Here is a 15,256-nt window from a genome sequence, read left to right on the forward strand (position 1 = left end):
CTCAGCCGGCCCGCAGCCGGCGCCAGTCGTCCGGCCACGCCTCGGCGGCGACGCCCTCGGGCAGCGCACCGGCCGGCAGCTGCGCCGCAGCCGCGAGCGGCAGCGTGAACCGGTGCGCGGCGGCGGGACCGGCCGCGTACGACCGGTCGAGCAGCCACCGCACCTCGTCGGCGGTCCAGCCCAGGCCGGAGCGGGCGGCGATCTCGCGGACCAGCCGCAGGCCGACCCGGGTGTCGTCGTCGTAGAAGCGCATGCACCAGTGGTGGGCCCACATGCCGAGCGCGCGCAGCCCGTCCGGGTCGAGGGAGCCGGCCAGCCGCCCGCAGGCGGTGTCCGGGAAGGGGCGACCGGGGTCACCGGCCCGATCACGCTCGATCGCGCCGTACGCGGCCGGCGCCACCACCCGCATCCGCTCGTAGAAGCCCTCCACCACCGCGGCGTCCAACGGTGCTCGCCCCGATCGCATCAGCGGACACCCCGCCCGGCCACGCTCGCCATGCCCCGCACCTCTTCTTGAGTTGGTGGCGGGACGCTACCGACCACTTACGACACTTTCTCGGGTCCGTCGGCCATGATCCACGCCACCTCGGCGGAGTGGTGCTGTCCCGGGGCCGGGGACACCGCCATTCCCCCGGACTGGCGCGACTGCCGCACGTGATGTCTGAATCCCGCCAGCCGAGCCCGGGAGCTGCGAGGCAGGATCGTGGCATGGAACTGGACTTCGAGCGGTGCTACCGAGCCGTCGACAGCCGCGACCCGCGGTTCGACGGCTGGTTCTACACCGGTGTGACGTCGACCGGGATCTACTGCCGGCCGTCCTGTCCGGCGATGACGCCCAAGCGGCGCAACGTCCGGTTCTTCCCGTCCGCCGCCGCCGCGCAGGGTGCCGGGCTGCGGGCGTGCCGCCGGTGCCGGCCGGACGCGGCACCGGGCTCGCCCGAGTGGGACGTCCGGGCCGATCTGGTCGGCCGCGCCATGCGGCTGATCGCCGACGGCGTGGTGGACCGGGACGGCGTGCCCGGGCTGGCCAACCGGCTGGGCTACACCGAGCGGCACCTGCACCGGATGCTCCGGGCCGAGTTGGGTGCCGGCCCGCTGGCGCTGGCCCGGGCCCAGCGCGCGCAGACCGCCCGGATCCTGATCGAGACCACCGGCCTCGGCCTCGCCGAGGTGGCCTTCGCCGCCGGGTTCGGCAGCGTCCGGCAGTTCAACGACACGGTCCGCGAGGTCTACGGCGGCACCCCGTCCGAGCTGCGGGCCGGCCGTCGTGGCCCGGCCGCGGCCACCGGTGCGGGCACGCTCTCGCTGCGGCTGGCATACCGGCCCCCGCTGCACGCGGGCGCGCTGCTGGACTTCCTCGCGCTGCGCGCGCTGCCCCGCGTCGAGGTGGTCCGCGACGGCACCTACCACCGGGGGCTGCGCCTGCCGCACGGTCCCGCCACGGTGGCGCTGACCCCCGCCGACGGCCACATCGACGCCACGCTGCGGCTGGCCGACATGCGTGACCTGGCCCCCGCGGTGGCCCGCTGCCGCCGCCTGCTCGACCTGGACGCCGACCCGGTAGCGGTGGACGCCACACTGGCCGCCGACCCGGCGCTGGCCCCGGCCGTCGCGGCCGAGCCCGGCGTCCGGCTGCCGCACGCGGTCGACGGTTTCGAGCTGGCCGTCCGCGCCGTCGCCACCCAGCAGGTCTCGCTGGCCTCGGCACGGACCACGCTCACCCGCCTGCTCTCCGCCACCCGGACGGCGAGCGGGGCAGCCGCCGACGATCCGGCGGACGGTTTGGTGGCGTTCCCCGGTCCGGCGGAGGTGCTCGCGGCGCCGGACACGGCGTTCCGGATGCCGGCGGCCCGCCGGGAGACGCTCCGCGCGCTGGCCCGCGCGGTCGCCGACGGCGAACTCGACCTGGAACCCGGAGGCGACCGGGAGGAGACGGTCCGGCTCCTGGCCGCGGTGCCCGGCATCGGCCCGTGGACCACCGGCTACCTCGCCATGCGCGCACTCGGCGACCCCGATGTCGCGCTCACCACCGACCTGGGCGTGCGCCGTGGCGCAGCAGCGCTCGGCCTGTCCGACGACCCGAAGACCCTGTCCGCGTACGCCGACCGCTGGCGCCCCTGGCGGTCGTACGCGACCATCCGACTCTGGAGAGCAGCATGAGCACTGTGGACAGCACCGTCATCGACACCCCCACCGGCCCGTTGAGCGTGCTCGCCGGCCCCGACGGGGCGGTACGCGCGGCGGGCTTCACCGCCGACCCGGCGGTCCTGCTGCCGCTGATCCATCCGAGCCTGCGCGGCGAGCTGCGGGAGCGGGCCGACCTCGGTCCGGTGACCGCCGCCGTCCGGGCCTATCTCGACGGTGACCTGGCCGCCATCGATGCAATAGCGGTGGAGCAGCACACCGGCGGCGCATTCCTGACGCACGCCTGGCAGGTGCTGCGCGACGTCAAGCCCGGCGATCCGGTCACCTACACCGGGTTCGCCGCGCTGGCCGGGCGACCGGCGGCGATCCGGGCCGCCGCGGCAGCCTGCGCGCGCAACGCCGCCGCGCTGTTCGTGCCCTGCCACCGGGTGCTGCGCACCGACGGCACGCTGGGTGGATACCGCTGGGGGCTGGACGTGAAGAAGTGGCTTCTCGGGCATGAGGGACGGGTGACGGCTAGCTGACAGCCGGACTGTCACCCCCGGCGGCTACCGTCGGGTAGTGCCCGCGTCCAGCGACGGCAACCCCGCGGCGCATACCGGCGCCCGGTCCCAGCCGCTGCGCAACCTCTGGCGGCTGCGGCCCTACCTGCGCCCGTACGCGATGGAGTTCGCCTGGCTGCTGATCGCGGCGCTGGCGGCGACCGCGGCGAGCCTGGCCGTTCCGCTGGTGGTGCAGCGGGTGGTGGACGGGCCGGTGGCCCGGCACGACGAGGCCGGGCTGCTCCGGCTCGGCGCGCTGGCGCTGCTGCTCGGCGTGGCCGAGGCGGTCCTCATCTTCATCCGCCGCTGGACGCAGTCGTCGTCCTCGGTCGGCATGGAGGCCGCCATCCGTGCCGACATCTACGCCCACCTGCAACGGCTTCCGGCCGGTTTCCACGACCGCTGGCAGTCCGGCCAGTTGCTGTCCCGGATCACCAGCGACCTGTCGGTGATCCGGCGGTTCCTCTCCTTCGGGCTGCTGTTCCTGGTGCTCAACCTGGTCACCTACGCGGCGGTGGTGGCGCTGCTGATCCGGCTGCACCAGTGGCTGGGGCTGTTGGTCGCGGCCAGCGCCGTACCGCTGTTCCTGATCAGCCGCCGCTTCGCCCGCCACTACCACGCGGCGTCGCGGCGGATGCAGGACCAGCAGGGCGACGTCGCCACACTGGTCGAGGAGACCGCGCTGGGGTTGCGCACCATGCGGGCGTACGGGCGCGGGCCGGAACTGGCTGCCCGGTTCGCGGTCGGCGCGCGCCGGCTGCACGACACCGGGATCGGCAAGGCCCGGCTGCTGGCCCGGACCTCCGCGCTGTTCGACCTGGTGCCCAACCTGACGCTCGGCGCGGTCCTGGTGGCCGGCGCCGCTGCGGTCGCCGACGGCGCGCTGTCCATCGGTGAGCTGGTCGCGTTCGTCAGTCTCCAGCTCATGCTGATCTGGCCGGTGCAGTCACTGGGCTGGATCATCGCCAACGGCCAGGAGGCCGCGACCGCCGCCGACCGGATCCAGGAGGTGCTGGACACGCCGCCGACCATCGTGGACGCTCCGCACGCCCGGTCACTCGACCGGGGTGAGGTACGCGGCCGGCTCCGCTTCGAGGGGGTCGGCTTTCGCTACCCCGGCACGTCCGGACCGGTGCTGCGCGACCTGGATCTGGCGGTCGAGCCGGGCGAGACGATGGCGCTGGTCGGCGCCACCGGGTGCGGCAAGAGCACGCTGCTGTCGCTCGTCCCCCGGCTGCACGAGGTGACCGGCGGCCGGATCACGATCGACGGGTACGACGTACGTGACCTGCGGCTGGACTCGTTGCGCCGGCTCGTCGCCGTGGCGTTCGAGGAGCCCACGCTGTTCTCCATGTCGATCTGGGAGAACCTCACGCTGGGCCGGCCGGACGCGAGCGAGGACGAGGTCCGCGCCGCGCTGACGCTGGCCCAGGCGGACTTCGCGTACGAGTTGCCCTGGGGGCTCGCCACCCGGGTCGGTGAGCAGGGGCTGTCGCTGTCCGGCGGGCAGCGGCAGCGCCTCGCGCTGGCGCGTGCGGTGCTCGGCCGGCCCGCGGTGCTGGTGCTCGACGACCCGCTCTCCGCGCTCGACGTGCACACCGAGGCGCTCGTCGAGGCGGCCCTGCGCCGGGTGCTGCGGGACACCGCGACCACGACCCTGCTGGTGGCGCACCGCCCGTCGACGGTGGCGCTGGCGGACCGGGTGGCCCTGCTCGACGACGGCCGGATCGTCGCCGTCGGTACTCACTCGGAGCTGCTGGCCCGGGTGCCCGCCTACCGGGCGGTGTTGTCCGCCGAGCCGGAGCGCCGGAGCGACGGCGTCGGCCTGGTGCGCTCGTGACCGGGCGCGCGCCGCGGGTACCCAGGCCCCGCGACGCGCGCAGCGGTGCCGGGTCGACAGGCGCGCGCCACGGCGACGGTGACGACCTGTCCCGCTGGCGGGGGCGGGCCACCGACCCGGACGCCGACCGCAGCCGGGCCGAGGACTCGTCCCCGGAGGCGGTGACCCGGCTGCGCGCCCGCAGCCGGGTGCTGCTGCGCCGGCTGCTGCGCCCGCACCGGCGGGCCCTCGGGCTGGCGGTGGCGCTGCTGCTGGCGCAGAACGCCGCCGCGATGTCCGGGCCGTACCTGGTCATGCTCGGCATCGACAGGGGCATCGGGCCGCTGCGGGCCGGTGATCCCGGCCCCCTGATCGCCGTCGCCGCCGCGTTCGTGGTCGCCACCGCTGTCGAGTACGCGGCCCGGCGCGCGTTCCTCACCCTCGCCGCCCGGATCGGCCAAGCCGTCCTGCTGGACCTGCGCCGCCGGGTGTACGGGCACTTCCTGCGCCTCGACGTCGGCTTCCACGAGCGCTACACGTCCGGGCGGATGGTGTCCCGGCTGACCAGCGACCTGGAGTCGATCGCCGAGCTGGTCGACGGCGGCATCGACAAGCTGGTGATGGCCGGGCTCTCCGTGCTGTCCGTGGCGGGCATCCTGCTCTGGCTGGACCTGCCACTGGCGGCGGTGACGCTGCTCGCCTTCCCGTTCCTGTTCGTGCTGTCGCGCTGGTTCGCCCGCGCGTCGGCCGGGGCGTACCGGCGCACCCGGGAGGCGGTGGCGCTGGTCATCGTGCACTTCGTCGAGTCGCTGCGCGGCATCCGGGCCGTGCAGGCGTACCGGCGGGAGGACCGCAACGACCGCATCTTCGGCGCGGTGAACGACGACTACCGGCGCTCCAGCCTGAGCGCGTTCCGGCTGATCGCGATCTACTCGCCGGGCATCCGGCTGATCGGCAACCTGACCGCGGCGGTGGTGCTCGGGTACGGCGGCTGGCGGGTGCTGGGCGGCGGCGTGGAGGTGGGCGTGCTCGCCGCGTTCCTGCTCTACCTGCGCCGGTTCTTCGAGCCGATGGAGGAGCTGAGCCAGTTCTACAACTCGCTCCAGTCGGCGACCGCCGCGCTGGAGAAACTGGCCGGGGTGCTGGACGAGAACCCGGCGGTCGCCGAACCGGCGCAGCCGGTGCCGCTGCCGGCCGGTCCGCCGCGCGGGGCGGTGACCTTTCGTGCCGTCGACTTCGGCTACCGCCGCCGGACGCCGATCCTGTCCGGCCTCGACCTGACCGTGCCACCCGGGCAGACAGTGGCGCTGATCGGGCCGACCGGCGCCGGGAAGTCCACTGTCGCGAAGCTCGTCGCCCGCTTCCACGACCCGGACGCGGGCACGGTCCGGCTGGACGGGGTGGACCTGCGCGACCTCGCCGACGCCGAGCTGCGCCGGGCGGTGGTGCTGGTGACCCAGGAGACGCACCTGTTCAGCGGTTCCGTGGCCGACAACATCAGGTTCGGCCGTCCCGACGCCGACGACGAGGCGGTGGTGGCGGCCGCGCGGGCGATCGGCGCGCACGACTTCATCGCCGCGCTGCCCGACGGCTACGCCACCGACGTGCACCGGCGCGGCGGGCGGCTGTCCGCCGGGCAGCGGCAGCTCGTCGCGTTCGCCCGGGCGTTCCTCGCCGATCCCCGGGTGCTGATCCTCGACGAGGCGACCTCGTCGCTCGACGTGCCGACCGAACGGCTGGTGCAGCGGGCCCTGCACAACGTGCTGCGCGACCGCACCGCCCTGGTGATCGCCCATCGGCTGTCCACGGTGGAGACGGCGGACCGGGTGCTGGTGCTCGACGACGGCCGGATCGTGGAGGACGGCCCACCGGCCGAGCTGATCGCCGCCGACGGTCGCTACGCCGCCCTGCACCGCCAGTGGCGTGACTCCCTCCTCTAGCTCTCCCGCGGGGACGCGCGGGGGTGGGGAAAGTCGTGGAGTGCGGCCGGGTGGCTGCCTACCATCGGCTGATGACCGACACGACGAGGAGCGCCCGCGGCGGCGTCCCCGAGCGTCCGAGCCTGGACGGCATCGAGGAGACCTGGGCCCGCCGCTGGCAGTCCGACGGCACGTACGCGTTCGACCGCACGAAGGAGCGGTCGGACGTATACGCGATCGACACTCCCCCGCCGACCGTGTCGGGCGAACTGCACATGGGGCACGTCTTCTCGTACACCCACACCGACACGGTGGCCCGGTTCCAGCGCATGCGCGGGCGCACGGTGTTCTACCCGATGGGCTGGGACGACAACGGGCTGCCCACCGAACGCCGGGTGCAGAACGTGTACGGCGTGCGTCCCGATCCGGCGCTGCCGTACGACGCGGACTGGCGCCCGCCGGCCGCACCTGTGGACGACGCGGCCCGGAAGAACCCGGCGGCGATCTCCCGGCGCAACTTCATCGAGCTGTGCGAACTGCTCACTGTCGAGGACGAGAAGGCGTTCGAGGCGCTCTGGCGGCGGCTCGGGCTGTCGGTGGACTGGTCGCTGACGTACACCACCATCGGGTCGGCGGCCCGCGCGGCGAGCCAGCGCGCGTTCCTGCGCAACCTGGCCCGGGGCGAGGCGTACCAGGCTGAGGCGCCGACGCTGTGGGACGTCGGGTACGGCACCGCCGTCGCGCAGGCCGAGCTGGAGGACCGGGAGCGGCCCGGCGCGTACCACCGGCTGCGGTTCACCGGCCCGGACGGCCGCGAGGTGCTGATCGACACCACCCGGCCGGAGCTGCTGCCGGCCTGCGTGGCGCTCGTCTGCCACCCCGACGACGAGCGGTACGCGGACCTGGTCGGCGCGGCTGCGCGTACCCCGGTGTTCGGGGTCGAGGTGCCGGTGCGCGCGCACCCGCTGGCGGACCCGGCCAAGGGCACGGGCATCGCGATGGTCTGCACGTTCGGTGACCTCACCGACGTGACCTGGTGGCGTGAGCTGCGGCTGGACACCCGCGTGGTGATCGGCCGGGACGGGCGGCTGCTGCCGGAGCCGCCGGCCGGCGTGCCGGCGGAGCCCTACGCGGCGCTGGCCGGGCAGACGGTGAACGGCGCCCGGCGGACGCTCGTGGATCTGCTCGCGGACGCGGGCGACCTGGTCGGCGAGCCGCGGCCGATCACCCACCCGGTGAAGTTCTACGAGCGCGGCGACCGGCCGCTGGAGATCGTCTCGACCCGGCAGTGGTATCTGCGCAACGGCGGCCGCGACACGGACCTGCGCGAAGATCTGCTGGCCCGGGGGCGGGAGCTGCGCTGGGTGCCGGAGCACATGCGGCACCGCTACGAGCACTGGGTGGGTGGTCTCACCGGGGACTGGCTGGTCAGCCGGCAGCGGTTCTTCGGCGTGCCGGTGCCGGTGTGGTACCGGCTCGACGACACTGGCGAGCCGGACTGGACCCACCCTCTCACACCGGACGAGGCGTCGCTCCCGATCGACCCGACGAGCGAACCGCCGCCCGGGTACGAGGAGTCGCAGCGCGGCGAGCCGGGCGGTTTCACCGGCGACCCGGACGTGCTGGACACCTGGGCCACGTCGTCGCTGACCCCGCAGATCGTCGGCGGCTGGGAGACCGACCCGGACCTGTTCGGCCGGGTCTTCCCGATGGACCTGCGCCCGCAGGGGCACGACATCATCCGGACCTGGCTGTTCGCCACAGTGGCCCGCTCCCACCTGGAGCACGGCGCGCTGCCGTGGCACACCGCCGTGCTGTCCGGCTGGATCCTCGACCCGGACCGCAAGAAGATGTCGAAGTCCAAGGGCAACGTGGTCACGCCGATGGCGCTGCTGGAGCAGAACGGGTCCGACGCGGTCCGCTACTGGGCCGCGAACGGCAAGCCGGGCATGGACCTCGCCTTCGACCCGGCCCAGGTCAAGGTGGGGCGCCGACTGGCCACCAAACTGCTCAACGCGTCGCGGTTCGCGCTCGGGCTGGGCGCCGCCGACGCGCTCCGGGCCGCGGCGACCCAACCGCTCGACACCGCGATGCTCGCCGAACTGTCCGGCGTGGTCGCGACCGCGACCACCGCCTTCGACGGGTACGACCACACGGCCGCCCTGATGGCCACCGAGGCGTTCTTCTGGCGGTTCTGCGACGACTACATCGAGCTGGTGAAGGAGCGCGCCTACGGCAGCGGGCCGGCCGCCGACTCGGCCCGGGCGGCGCTGGCGACCGCGTTGTCGGTGCAGTTGCGCCTGTTCGCGCCGGTGCTGCCGTTCGTCACCGAGGAGGTCTGGTCGTGGTGGCGGTACGGCTCGGTGCACCGTTCGCCGTGGCCGACCACGTACGAGGTGGGCCGCGCGATGGAGGCGCCGGGTGACCCGGAACTGCTGCGACTGGCCGCTGACGCACTGGGCCAGGTGCGGCGTGCCAAGTCGGAGCGGAAGCTGTCGATGAAGGCGGACGTGCCGCTGGCCGAGGCGCTCGGACCGGCGGCGGTGCTCGACCGGCTCGGCACCGTCGCCGACGACCTGCGCGCGGCGGGCCGGATCGCGAAGCTGGACCTGCTACCCGACCGCACCACCGAACTGGTCATCGCCTGCGCGTTCTGAGCACCGATGCAAGGAAGGGCCCCTTCTTAACGCCTGGCGTTGTAGAAGGGGCCCTTCTTAACACCTCGAAGGGCCGGCGGCGGTGCGTGCCTCAGTCGGCCGCGCAGGCCGCCTTGAGCTTGTCGCGAGCGGCGGTGAGATCCGCCTTGCTCGGTGCCTTACCCGGCGCCTTGGCCCAGGTGTCGGCGAGGTCGGCCATCTCGGTGGCGACCCCCTTCACCGCGGCGTTCACCTCGTCGCTGCTGGTGAAGGCGTGCGTGTAGAGCGTGGCCGCGCCCGCCGAGTACTGGGCGCTGACCGCCGAGTGGCCGGCCGGCGGGCCGATCTTCTCCGCGTCGGCCACCTCCTTCAGGGCCGCCGTGATGTCCTTCTCCGCCGTCGCGCAGGTCTTCCGGGTGGCGTCGTCGAGGCCCGCCGGCGCCGGGGTCACCGGCGGCACGGAGGTGGCGGCGGGGACGGAGGGCGCCGCCGGCCCGGCCGAGGGCTTGTCGCCGCCGTCGCAGCCGGACATGACGATCAGCGCCACCGCGGCCGGGGCCAGCAGGGCGAGTCGAGCTGAACGCAATGTGTCTCCCCGTGTCGGTGTTCGTAGCCGCCGCAAACTAGCAGACCGGACACGGCGGGGCGGAACCCGTTTTCCGGCGTCCACACCGGAAAACGGATCCCGCACCCGGTTCAGCTCGTCTCGCCGGCCACGCTGAACGAGCGCAGGCGGTCGATCGCCAGCACGGTGAACCCGACCGCCACCAGCCCGGTGAGCACCGCCGCGACCGGCACCGAGACGGTGGTGCCGAGCAGCGGCGTCGGCGCCATCCGGTCGGCCAGGGCGATCACCCACTGCTGGATCGACAGCACCCGGGTGCCGCCGACGAACCGGCCCAGCAGCCCCTCCCAGATCAGCACGTAGACCAGGCCGAGCAGCACCGGCCGCCGGGTCACCAGGCTCAACGCCAGGAACAGCGCCGAGTACGCCAGAGCGCCCGCCGCCGAGGCGGCGACCAGAGCGAGTCCGAGGCGTACCGAATCGGCGAGCACGCCCGCGACGTAGATCGGGACACCGACGGTGACCGCTGTGACGCCGGCCGCGACCGCCAGCTTCGGCAGCACGATCTGCCAGCGCGGCAGCGGCTTGGTGAGGATGTGCACGACGGTGCCGTCGTCGATCTCCGCGCCGAGCACGCCGGTGCCCACGATCAGCGCCACCACCGGCAGCACCACCGCGAGGCCGAGGCCGACGAGGACCGGCGGTCCCCACTGGCCCGGGTCGACGCCGAGCGACCGGCAGAGCACCGCCAGGCCGATCAGGACCAGCGGCAACGGCAACAGCATGAGGAACCGGCTCCGGCCGAACAGGCCACGCGCGGTGATCCAGGTCACTGTCGACATCATGCCTCCACCAGATACGAGAAGACGCTCTCCAGCGACTCGTCCTCCGGCAGCAGCTGCCGGACCCGGATGCCGTGCCGGAGCGCGATCCGGGGCAGTGCCCGGGTGAACGCGCCGTAGTCGCCGGCCTTGACGGTCAGGCCGGTGCGGTCCAGCTCGACGCCGGAGACCGACGCCTCGGCCATCAGCGCCACCGCCAGCGCCCGGTCGTCGGTGGAGCGGACCGCGAACACGTGCGGCCGGTTGGTCATCAGGCGGCGGATGGTCCGGTAGTCGCCGGAGGCGGCGAGCCGGCCGGCCACCATCACCTGGACCGTGCCGGAGACCTGCTCGACCTCCTCCAGGATGTGCGAGCTGAACAGGATGGTCCGCCCCGCGTCGCCGAGCCGGTGCAGCAGCGCCATCATGTGCAGCCGCTGGCGCGGGTCCATCCCGTTGAACGGCTCGTCGAGCAGCAGCACCTGCGGGTCGTGCACGAGCGCGGCGGCGACCCGGGTGCGCTGCCGCATGCCCTTGGAGTAGGTGCCGATCCGCCGGGTCTGCGCGTCCTCCATCTCGACCAGCTCGATCGCCCGCTTCGTGGCGGCCTCCGGGTCGGGCAGCCGGTGCAGCTTGGCGCTGGCGAGCACGAACTCGTACGCGCTGAGGAACGTGTGCACCGCCTCGCGCTCGCTGACCAGGCCCAGCCGCCGGTAGACGGCAGGGTTGCGCCAGGTCGGCTCCCCGTCCAGCGTCACGGTCCCCCGCGACGGGGACAGGAAGCCCGCCATCATGTGCAGCAGCGTGGTCTTGCCGGCGCCGTTGGGGCCGAGCAGGCCGGTCACGCCGGGGCCGAGCCGCATGGTGACGTCGTTCACCGCCACCACGTTGCCGTACCAGCGGGAGACGCCGGCCAGGTCGAGCGTGCTCGTCGCGGCGGCGGGCGCGCCGGCCGTCGACTGGGTGCTGATCGCCGTCATCGGGCGGCCACCTTCCGGTATCGCAGGAGCAGCAGGCTGACGCAGGCGGCGACCAGCAGCACGGCGACCACGGCGTAGACCGGCCCGAAGTCGCCGATCGGCATGCCGCCCCGTCCCTGGGTCAGCCGGTCGCCGAGCGCCCAGTTGCCCACGCCCCCGACGAGCGTCGGCGGGGAGGCCACGAAGGCCAGCTCGTTGATCGTCTGCGAGGGCAGGATGGACAGCACGCCCACGACCGGCGTGGTCATCAGGAAGACCGCCACGATGCCGCCGGCGGCGAACGCGCGCTTGCCGGTGAGCGAGGCGACGAGCAGGGCGATCGAGGCGAACACCACCGCCCACAGCCCGGCGTAGAGCAGCCCGGGCAGCAGGTCGAGCAGTTCGTCCCACACCCCGCCGATGCCCCGCTTCGTGGTGAACGCGGCGCCGAGGAACATCACCAGCTGCGGGCCGCCGAGCAGCAGCCAGAGCGCGGTGACGAGCGCCAGCAGCTTGGACAGGGCGTAGTCGCCGCGCGGCAGCGGCCGGGAGAAGTACAGCGGCAGCACGCCGCTGCGCAGGTCGCGGGAGACCAGCTCGGGCGCGGCCACCGCGGCGAAGAAGATGACCAGCCAGCTCATCGCGTCGGCGAACTGGGCGTACGTCATCACCACCTCGCCGATCTGGCTGCGCACCGCGGTGACCCCGGCGGCCACCACTGTGACCACGGAGACGACCAGCCACGGGAAGATCTTGGCCTTGGCGCTGCGGCCCAGGCCGAAGACGGTACGCACGCCGTGCAGGTAGAGCGCGCCGAAGACCTGCCGGCGGCCGAGCCGCGGGCCGGTGTAGCGCTGGTAGCCGATGTCGTGGATGACCCCGGTCGCGTCAGACATGGCTGGGCTCCCTCGCGGCGAAGAGTTCGGCCACCCGGTGCCGCCGCTGGTCCAGCCGGTGCAGCGGCAGGTCCAGCTCGGCGACCGCGCCGAGGATCTGGTCGTAGGTGGCGTCGTCGGCGAGCGGGACGAGCAGCAGCCGCCCGTCGCGGGTCACCGGCAGTTCGAGCGCGGTGAGCCGGGCGGCCAGTTCCTCGGTGCCCTCGCTCACCTCGACGGCGAGCACGTCGGTGGCGGTGGTCATGGCGGACACCCGGTCGGCGCGCAGCAGCCGGCCGCCGTCGATGGCGACGAGCGTGTCGCAGATCCGCTCCACCTCGCCGAGCAGGTGCGAGCAGACCACCACCGAGATGCCGAACTCGGTGCCGATCCGATGGATCAGCGCGAGCATGGCGTCCCGGCCGGCCGGGTCGAGGCCGTTCGTCGGCTCGTCGAGCAACAGCAGATCGGGATCGTGTACGAGCGCCTGGGCGAGCTTGACCCGCTGCTTCATGCCGGTGGAGTAGCCGCCGACGGCCCGGTGCCGCTCCTCGTGCAGACCGACGTGACGCAGCGCCTCGGAGGCCCGCTCGCGGGCGACGGTGCGCGGCAGCCCGCTGATCCGGCCCAGGTGGGTGACCAGTTCGGCGGCGGACAGGTCGGGCGGGAGGGCGTCGTGCTCGGGCATGTAGCCGACCCGGGCGCGGACCGCGGCGGGATCGGTGGTGGGGTCGAGGCCGAGCACCTGTACCCGGCCGCTGGTCGGCGGGAGCAGACCCAGCAGGATCTTGATCAGAGTGGACTTGCCGGCGCCGTTCGCGCCCACCAGCCCGATGATCCCCGGCTCGACCGACACGGTGAGGTCGGTCAACGCGGTGACCCGGCCTCCGTACGTCTTGGTCAGCGACTCGGTCGCGAGCAGTGTCACGCCGTTCAGCGTAGAACTCCGGTGCCTCGCCGGAGTCTCTCCTGACCCCTGCGATCCCCTGATCCTCGGCCGCCGCGGCCCCTAGGTGGCCGCCGGTCCCTGGGCGGTGGGAGCGGGGCGGCGACCGCGCGGGCAGCCGTCAGCGTGTGAGGCGGATCGGGGGCCGCGTGGCGGACTTGCGCCGGCGGGCGGAGTCAGAGGTGCGCGTCCGGGCCAGCCGCTGCGCCGGGTGGAGGACTCGTGCCGGCTCCCGTCCCGGCTCCGTCGCGCGGCCCGCCGGATACGGGACCGCGCGCTCGGCCGGTCGGCGCGCTCCGGCAGCCGTTCGCACGATCGACCGGCGGCGGCCCGCCGGTAAGGATTCGGTGACCCCGGTTCGTCCTCGGCACGGTCGCCGGACACGCGATCACCGGGAGGCGGGTGGCGCTCTCGACCGATCGCCGGTGGGCTGCGAAACTGTGTGCCGGCCGGCGAGTTGGGGGTTCGATGAGCAACGGGTGGCTGCTGCCCGAGGACGTTCTGCGGGATGCGCCGTCGTACGCGCCCAGACCCGCTGAGCTGGCCGATCTCCAGTTGTTGCTGAGTGGGGCGTACGCACCGCTCACCGGTTTCATGAGCCGGGCCGACCTGGCCTCGCTGAACCGGCGCGGCCGGCTGGCCGACGGCACGCCATGGCCGGTGCCGGTGACGCTCCAGGTGCCGGCGGCGCTCGCCGACGGCTTGGACCCGGCCGACCCGGCCCGCCGGGCGGTGGTGCTCACCGACGGCGAGGGCGCACCGGTGGCGGCGATGGACGTGACCGACGTCTGGCCGGGCCGCGAGGGCATGGTGGGTGTCGGTGGCGCGGTACGCCGCCTGGGCGACGGCGGCCACGGGCCGTTCCAGCGGCTGCGGCGCGGCCCCGACGAGGTACGCGGACTGCTGCCGCCGGGCCGGGTGCTCGGCGTGTTCGCCGACCGTCCGCTGCACCGGCCGCAGCTGGCGCAGATCGCGCACGCGGCCCGTACGCTCGGCGCGCACCTGCTGGTGATGATCCCGATCGGCGAGGAGTCGATCGCCGGACTGCCGGCCGAGGCGCTGGTGCGCAGCGTGTTCGCCGCGCGCGACCGGATGCCCCCGGCGACGCTGGTGGCGGTGCCGCTGGCCCGGCGGCGCGACGAGATCAGCGACGCGCTGCTGCGGGCGCGGGTCGCCGCCGCGTACGGGGTGACCCACCTGCTGTCCACCGAGGGCATGCTCTCCGGCGCCGGCCTGCGGGTGCTGGTGCCGCGCGAGCTGGCCTACGACAACCGGGACGGGCAGTGGCGCTGGCGGGAGGACATCCCGCCGCGCAACCGGCGGCTGGCGCTGAGCACGCGGGAGATCGACGACCTGCTGGACCGGGGTTTCCCGCTGCCCGAGTGGCACACGCCGCCGGCGGTGGCGAAGGAACTGACCCGGGCGCGCCCGCCGCGGCGGCACCGAGGTCTGGTGATCTTCCTGACCGGCCTGTCCGGCTCGGGCAAGTCGACCATCGCCCGCGGGCTGGCCGACGTGCTCCGCGAGCAGGGCGACCGTACGATCACGCTGCTCGACGGCGACGTGGTGCGGCGGGAACTCTCCGCCGGGCTGGGGTTCAGCAAGGCCGACCGGGATCTCAACGTACGCCGGATCGGCTGGGTGGCCGCGGAGATCGCCCGGCACCGGGGCGTCGGCATCTGCTGCCCGATCGCGCCGTACGCGGCGGCCCGCGCCACCGCCCGGGAGATGGCCGAGACGGCCGGGGCGGGGTTCCTGCTGGTCCACGTGGCGACGCCGCTGGCGGTCTGCGAGCAGCGCGACCGCAAGGGCCTGTACGCCCGCGCCCGGGCCGGCCTGATCACCGGGATGACCGGCATCGACGACCCGTACGAGGAGCCCACCGACGCCGACCTGGTGGTGGACACCTCGGATCTGAGCGTCGAGGAGGCCATCGGGAAGGTGATGGAGCACCTGACCGAGACCGGCTGGGTGGAGCCCCGCCTCCAGCCCGCCTGACCCCCGACCGCCGGACGCGTCCGGCCTGCGC

Annotated in this window: 12 protein-coding genes; 6 read left to right on the plus strand and 6 right to left on the minus strand. The window is 74.1% G+C overall.

The genetic code is table 11. From position 1 onward, the window contains the following. Position 1 precedes the first annotated feature (1 nt). Entirely contained in the window at positions 2 to 466 is a 465-nt protein-coding gene (locus ACPCK6_RS19390; RefSeq protein ID WP_423481815.1) for a hypothetical protein, read from the minus strand. Between the two features lie 242 nt (positions 467 to 708). Between ACPCK6_RS19390 and ACPCK6_RS19395 the strand changes: the two genes are divergently transcribed. From ACPCK6_RS19395 to valS, 5 genes are all read left to right on the plus strand, one after another. Continuing rightward, positions 709 to 2,160 (plus strand): DNA-3-methyladenine glycosylase 2 family protein, encoded by a 1,452-nt coding sequence (locus ACPCK6_RS19395; protein WP_396884298.1) that lies wholly within the window; start codon positions 709 to 711, stop codon positions 2,158 to 2,160. Beyond that, the gene (locus tag ACPCK6_RS19400; protein WP_396884297.1) at positions 2,157 to 2,669 is read left to right on the plus strand and encodes a methylated-DNA--[protein]-cysteine S-methyltransferase; all 513 of its coding nucleotides are present in this window, start codon (positions 2,157 to 2,159) and stop codon (positions 2,667 to 2,669) included. Before ACPCK6_RS19395 ends, ACPCK6_RS19400 begins: the two co-directional genes overlap by 4 nt. A 37-nt stretch (positions 2,670 to 2,706) precedes the next feature. Then, positions 2,707 to 4,527, plus strand: coding sequence for an ABC transporter ATP-binding protein (locus tag ACPCK6_RS19405; protein WP_396884296.1), 1,821 nt, complete (start codon positions 2,707 to 2,709; stop codon positions 4,525 to 4,527). Beyond that, positions 4,524 to 6,446 (plus strand): ABC transporter ATP-binding protein, encoded by a 1,923-nt coding sequence (locus ACPCK6_RS19410; RefSeq protein ID WP_396884295.1) that lies wholly within the window; start codon positions 4,524 to 4,526, stop codon positions 6,444 to 6,446. Before ACPCK6_RS19405 ends, ACPCK6_RS19410 begins: the two co-directional genes overlap by 4 nt. A 71-nt stretch (positions 6,447 to 6,517) precedes the next feature. Further along, the gene (gene valS, locus ACPCK6_RS19415; RefSeq protein WP_423481816.1) at positions 6,518 to 9,082 is read left to right on the plus strand and encodes a valine--tRNA ligase; all 2,565 of its coding nucleotides are present in this window, start codon (positions 6,518 to 6,520) and stop codon (positions 9,080 to 9,082) included. 91 nt (positions 9,083 to 9,173) lie between these two features. On the opposite strand, the gene ACPCK6_RS19420 is transcribed toward valS, so the two are convergent. From ACPCK6_RS19420 to ACPCK6_RS19440, 5 genes are all read right to left on the minus strand, one after another. After that, positions 9,174 to 9,608, minus strand: a complete 435-nt coding sequence (locus tag ACPCK6_RS19420) for a hypothetical protein (protein WP_423481821.1) — start codon at positions 9,606 to 9,608, stop codon at positions 9,174 to 9,176. Between the two features lie 149 nt (positions 9,609 to 9,757). Next, complete coding sequence (locus tag ACPCK6_RS19425; protein WP_262015876.1) at positions 9,758 to 10,468, minus strand: ABC transporter permease subunit; 711 nt, start codon at positions 10,466 to 10,468, stop codon at positions 9,758 to 9,760. Next, positions 10,468 to 11,427, minus strand: a complete 960-nt coding sequence (locus ACPCK6_RS19430; RefSeq protein ID WP_135241974.1) for an ABC transporter ATP-binding protein — start codon at positions 11,425 to 11,427, stop codon at positions 10,468 to 10,470. The genes ACPCK6_RS19425 and ACPCK6_RS19430 overlap by 1 nt, the downstream gene beginning before the upstream one ends. Then, a complete protein-coding gene (locus tag ACPCK6_RS19435; RefSeq protein WP_194801331.1) occupies positions 11,424 to 12,302 on the minus strand; it encodes an ABC transporter permease in 879 nt (292 codons plus the stop codon). Before ACPCK6_RS19435 ends, ACPCK6_RS19430 begins: the two co-directional genes overlap by 4 nt. Beyond that, on the minus strand, positions 12,295 to 13,209 hold the full coding sequence (locus ACPCK6_RS19440) for an ABC transporter ATP-binding protein (protein ID WP_423481817.1): 915 nt from the start codon (positions 13,207 to 13,209) through the stop codon (positions 12,295 to 12,297). Before ACPCK6_RS19440 ends, ACPCK6_RS19435 begins: the two co-directional genes overlap by 8 nt. A 486-nt stretch (positions 13,210 to 13,695) precedes the next feature. On the opposite strand from ACPCK6_RS19440, the gene cysC reads away from it, so the two are divergent. After that, positions 13,696 to 15,225 (plus strand): adenylyl-sulfate kinase, encoded by a 1,530-nt coding sequence (gene cysC, locus ACPCK6_RS19445; protein WP_396884291.1) that lies wholly within the window; start codon positions 13,696 to 13,698, stop codon positions 15,223 to 15,225. Positions 15,226 to 15,256: the final 31 nt, after the last annotated feature.

It is taken from the genome of Micromonospora sp. AB353 (assembly GCF_049538395.1).
Taxonomy (GTDB): Bacteria; Actinomycetota; Actinomycetes; order Mycobacteriales; family Micromonosporaceae; genus Micromonospora; species Micromonospora aurantiaca.

Coding starts and splice junctions, on each gene's coding strand:
- ACPCK6_RS19390 (WP_423481815.1), bottom strand. CDS start 466: ATGCGATCGGGGCGAGCACCGTTGGACGCCGCGGTGGTGGAGGGCTTC.
- ACPCK6_RS19395 (WP_396884298.1), top strand. CDS start 709: ATGGAACTGGACTTCGAGCGGTGCTACCGAGCCGTCGACAGCCGCGAC.
- ACPCK6_RS19400 (WP_396884297.1), top strand. CDS start 2,157: ATGAGCACTGTGGACAGCACCGTCATCGACACCCCCACCGGCCCGTTG.
- valS (WP_423481816.1), top strand. CDS start 6,518: ATGACCGACACGACGAGGAGCGCCCGCGGCGGCGTCCCCGAGCGTCCG.
- ACPCK6_RS19425 (WP_262015876.1), bottom strand. CDS start 10,468: ATGTCGACAGTGACCTGGATCACCGCGCGTGGCCTGTTCGGCCGGAGC.
- ACPCK6_RS19430 (WP_135241974.1), bottom strand. CDS start 11,427: ATGACGGCGATCAGCACCCAGTCGACGGCCGGCGCGCCCGCCGCCGCG.
- ACPCK6_RS19435 (WP_194801331.1), bottom strand. CDS start 12,302: ATGTCTGACGCGACCGGGGTCATCCACGACATCGGCTACCAGCGCTAC.
- cysC (WP_396884291.1), top strand. CDS start 13,696: ATGAGCAACGGGTGGCTGCTGCCCGAGGACGTTCTGCGGGATGCGCCG.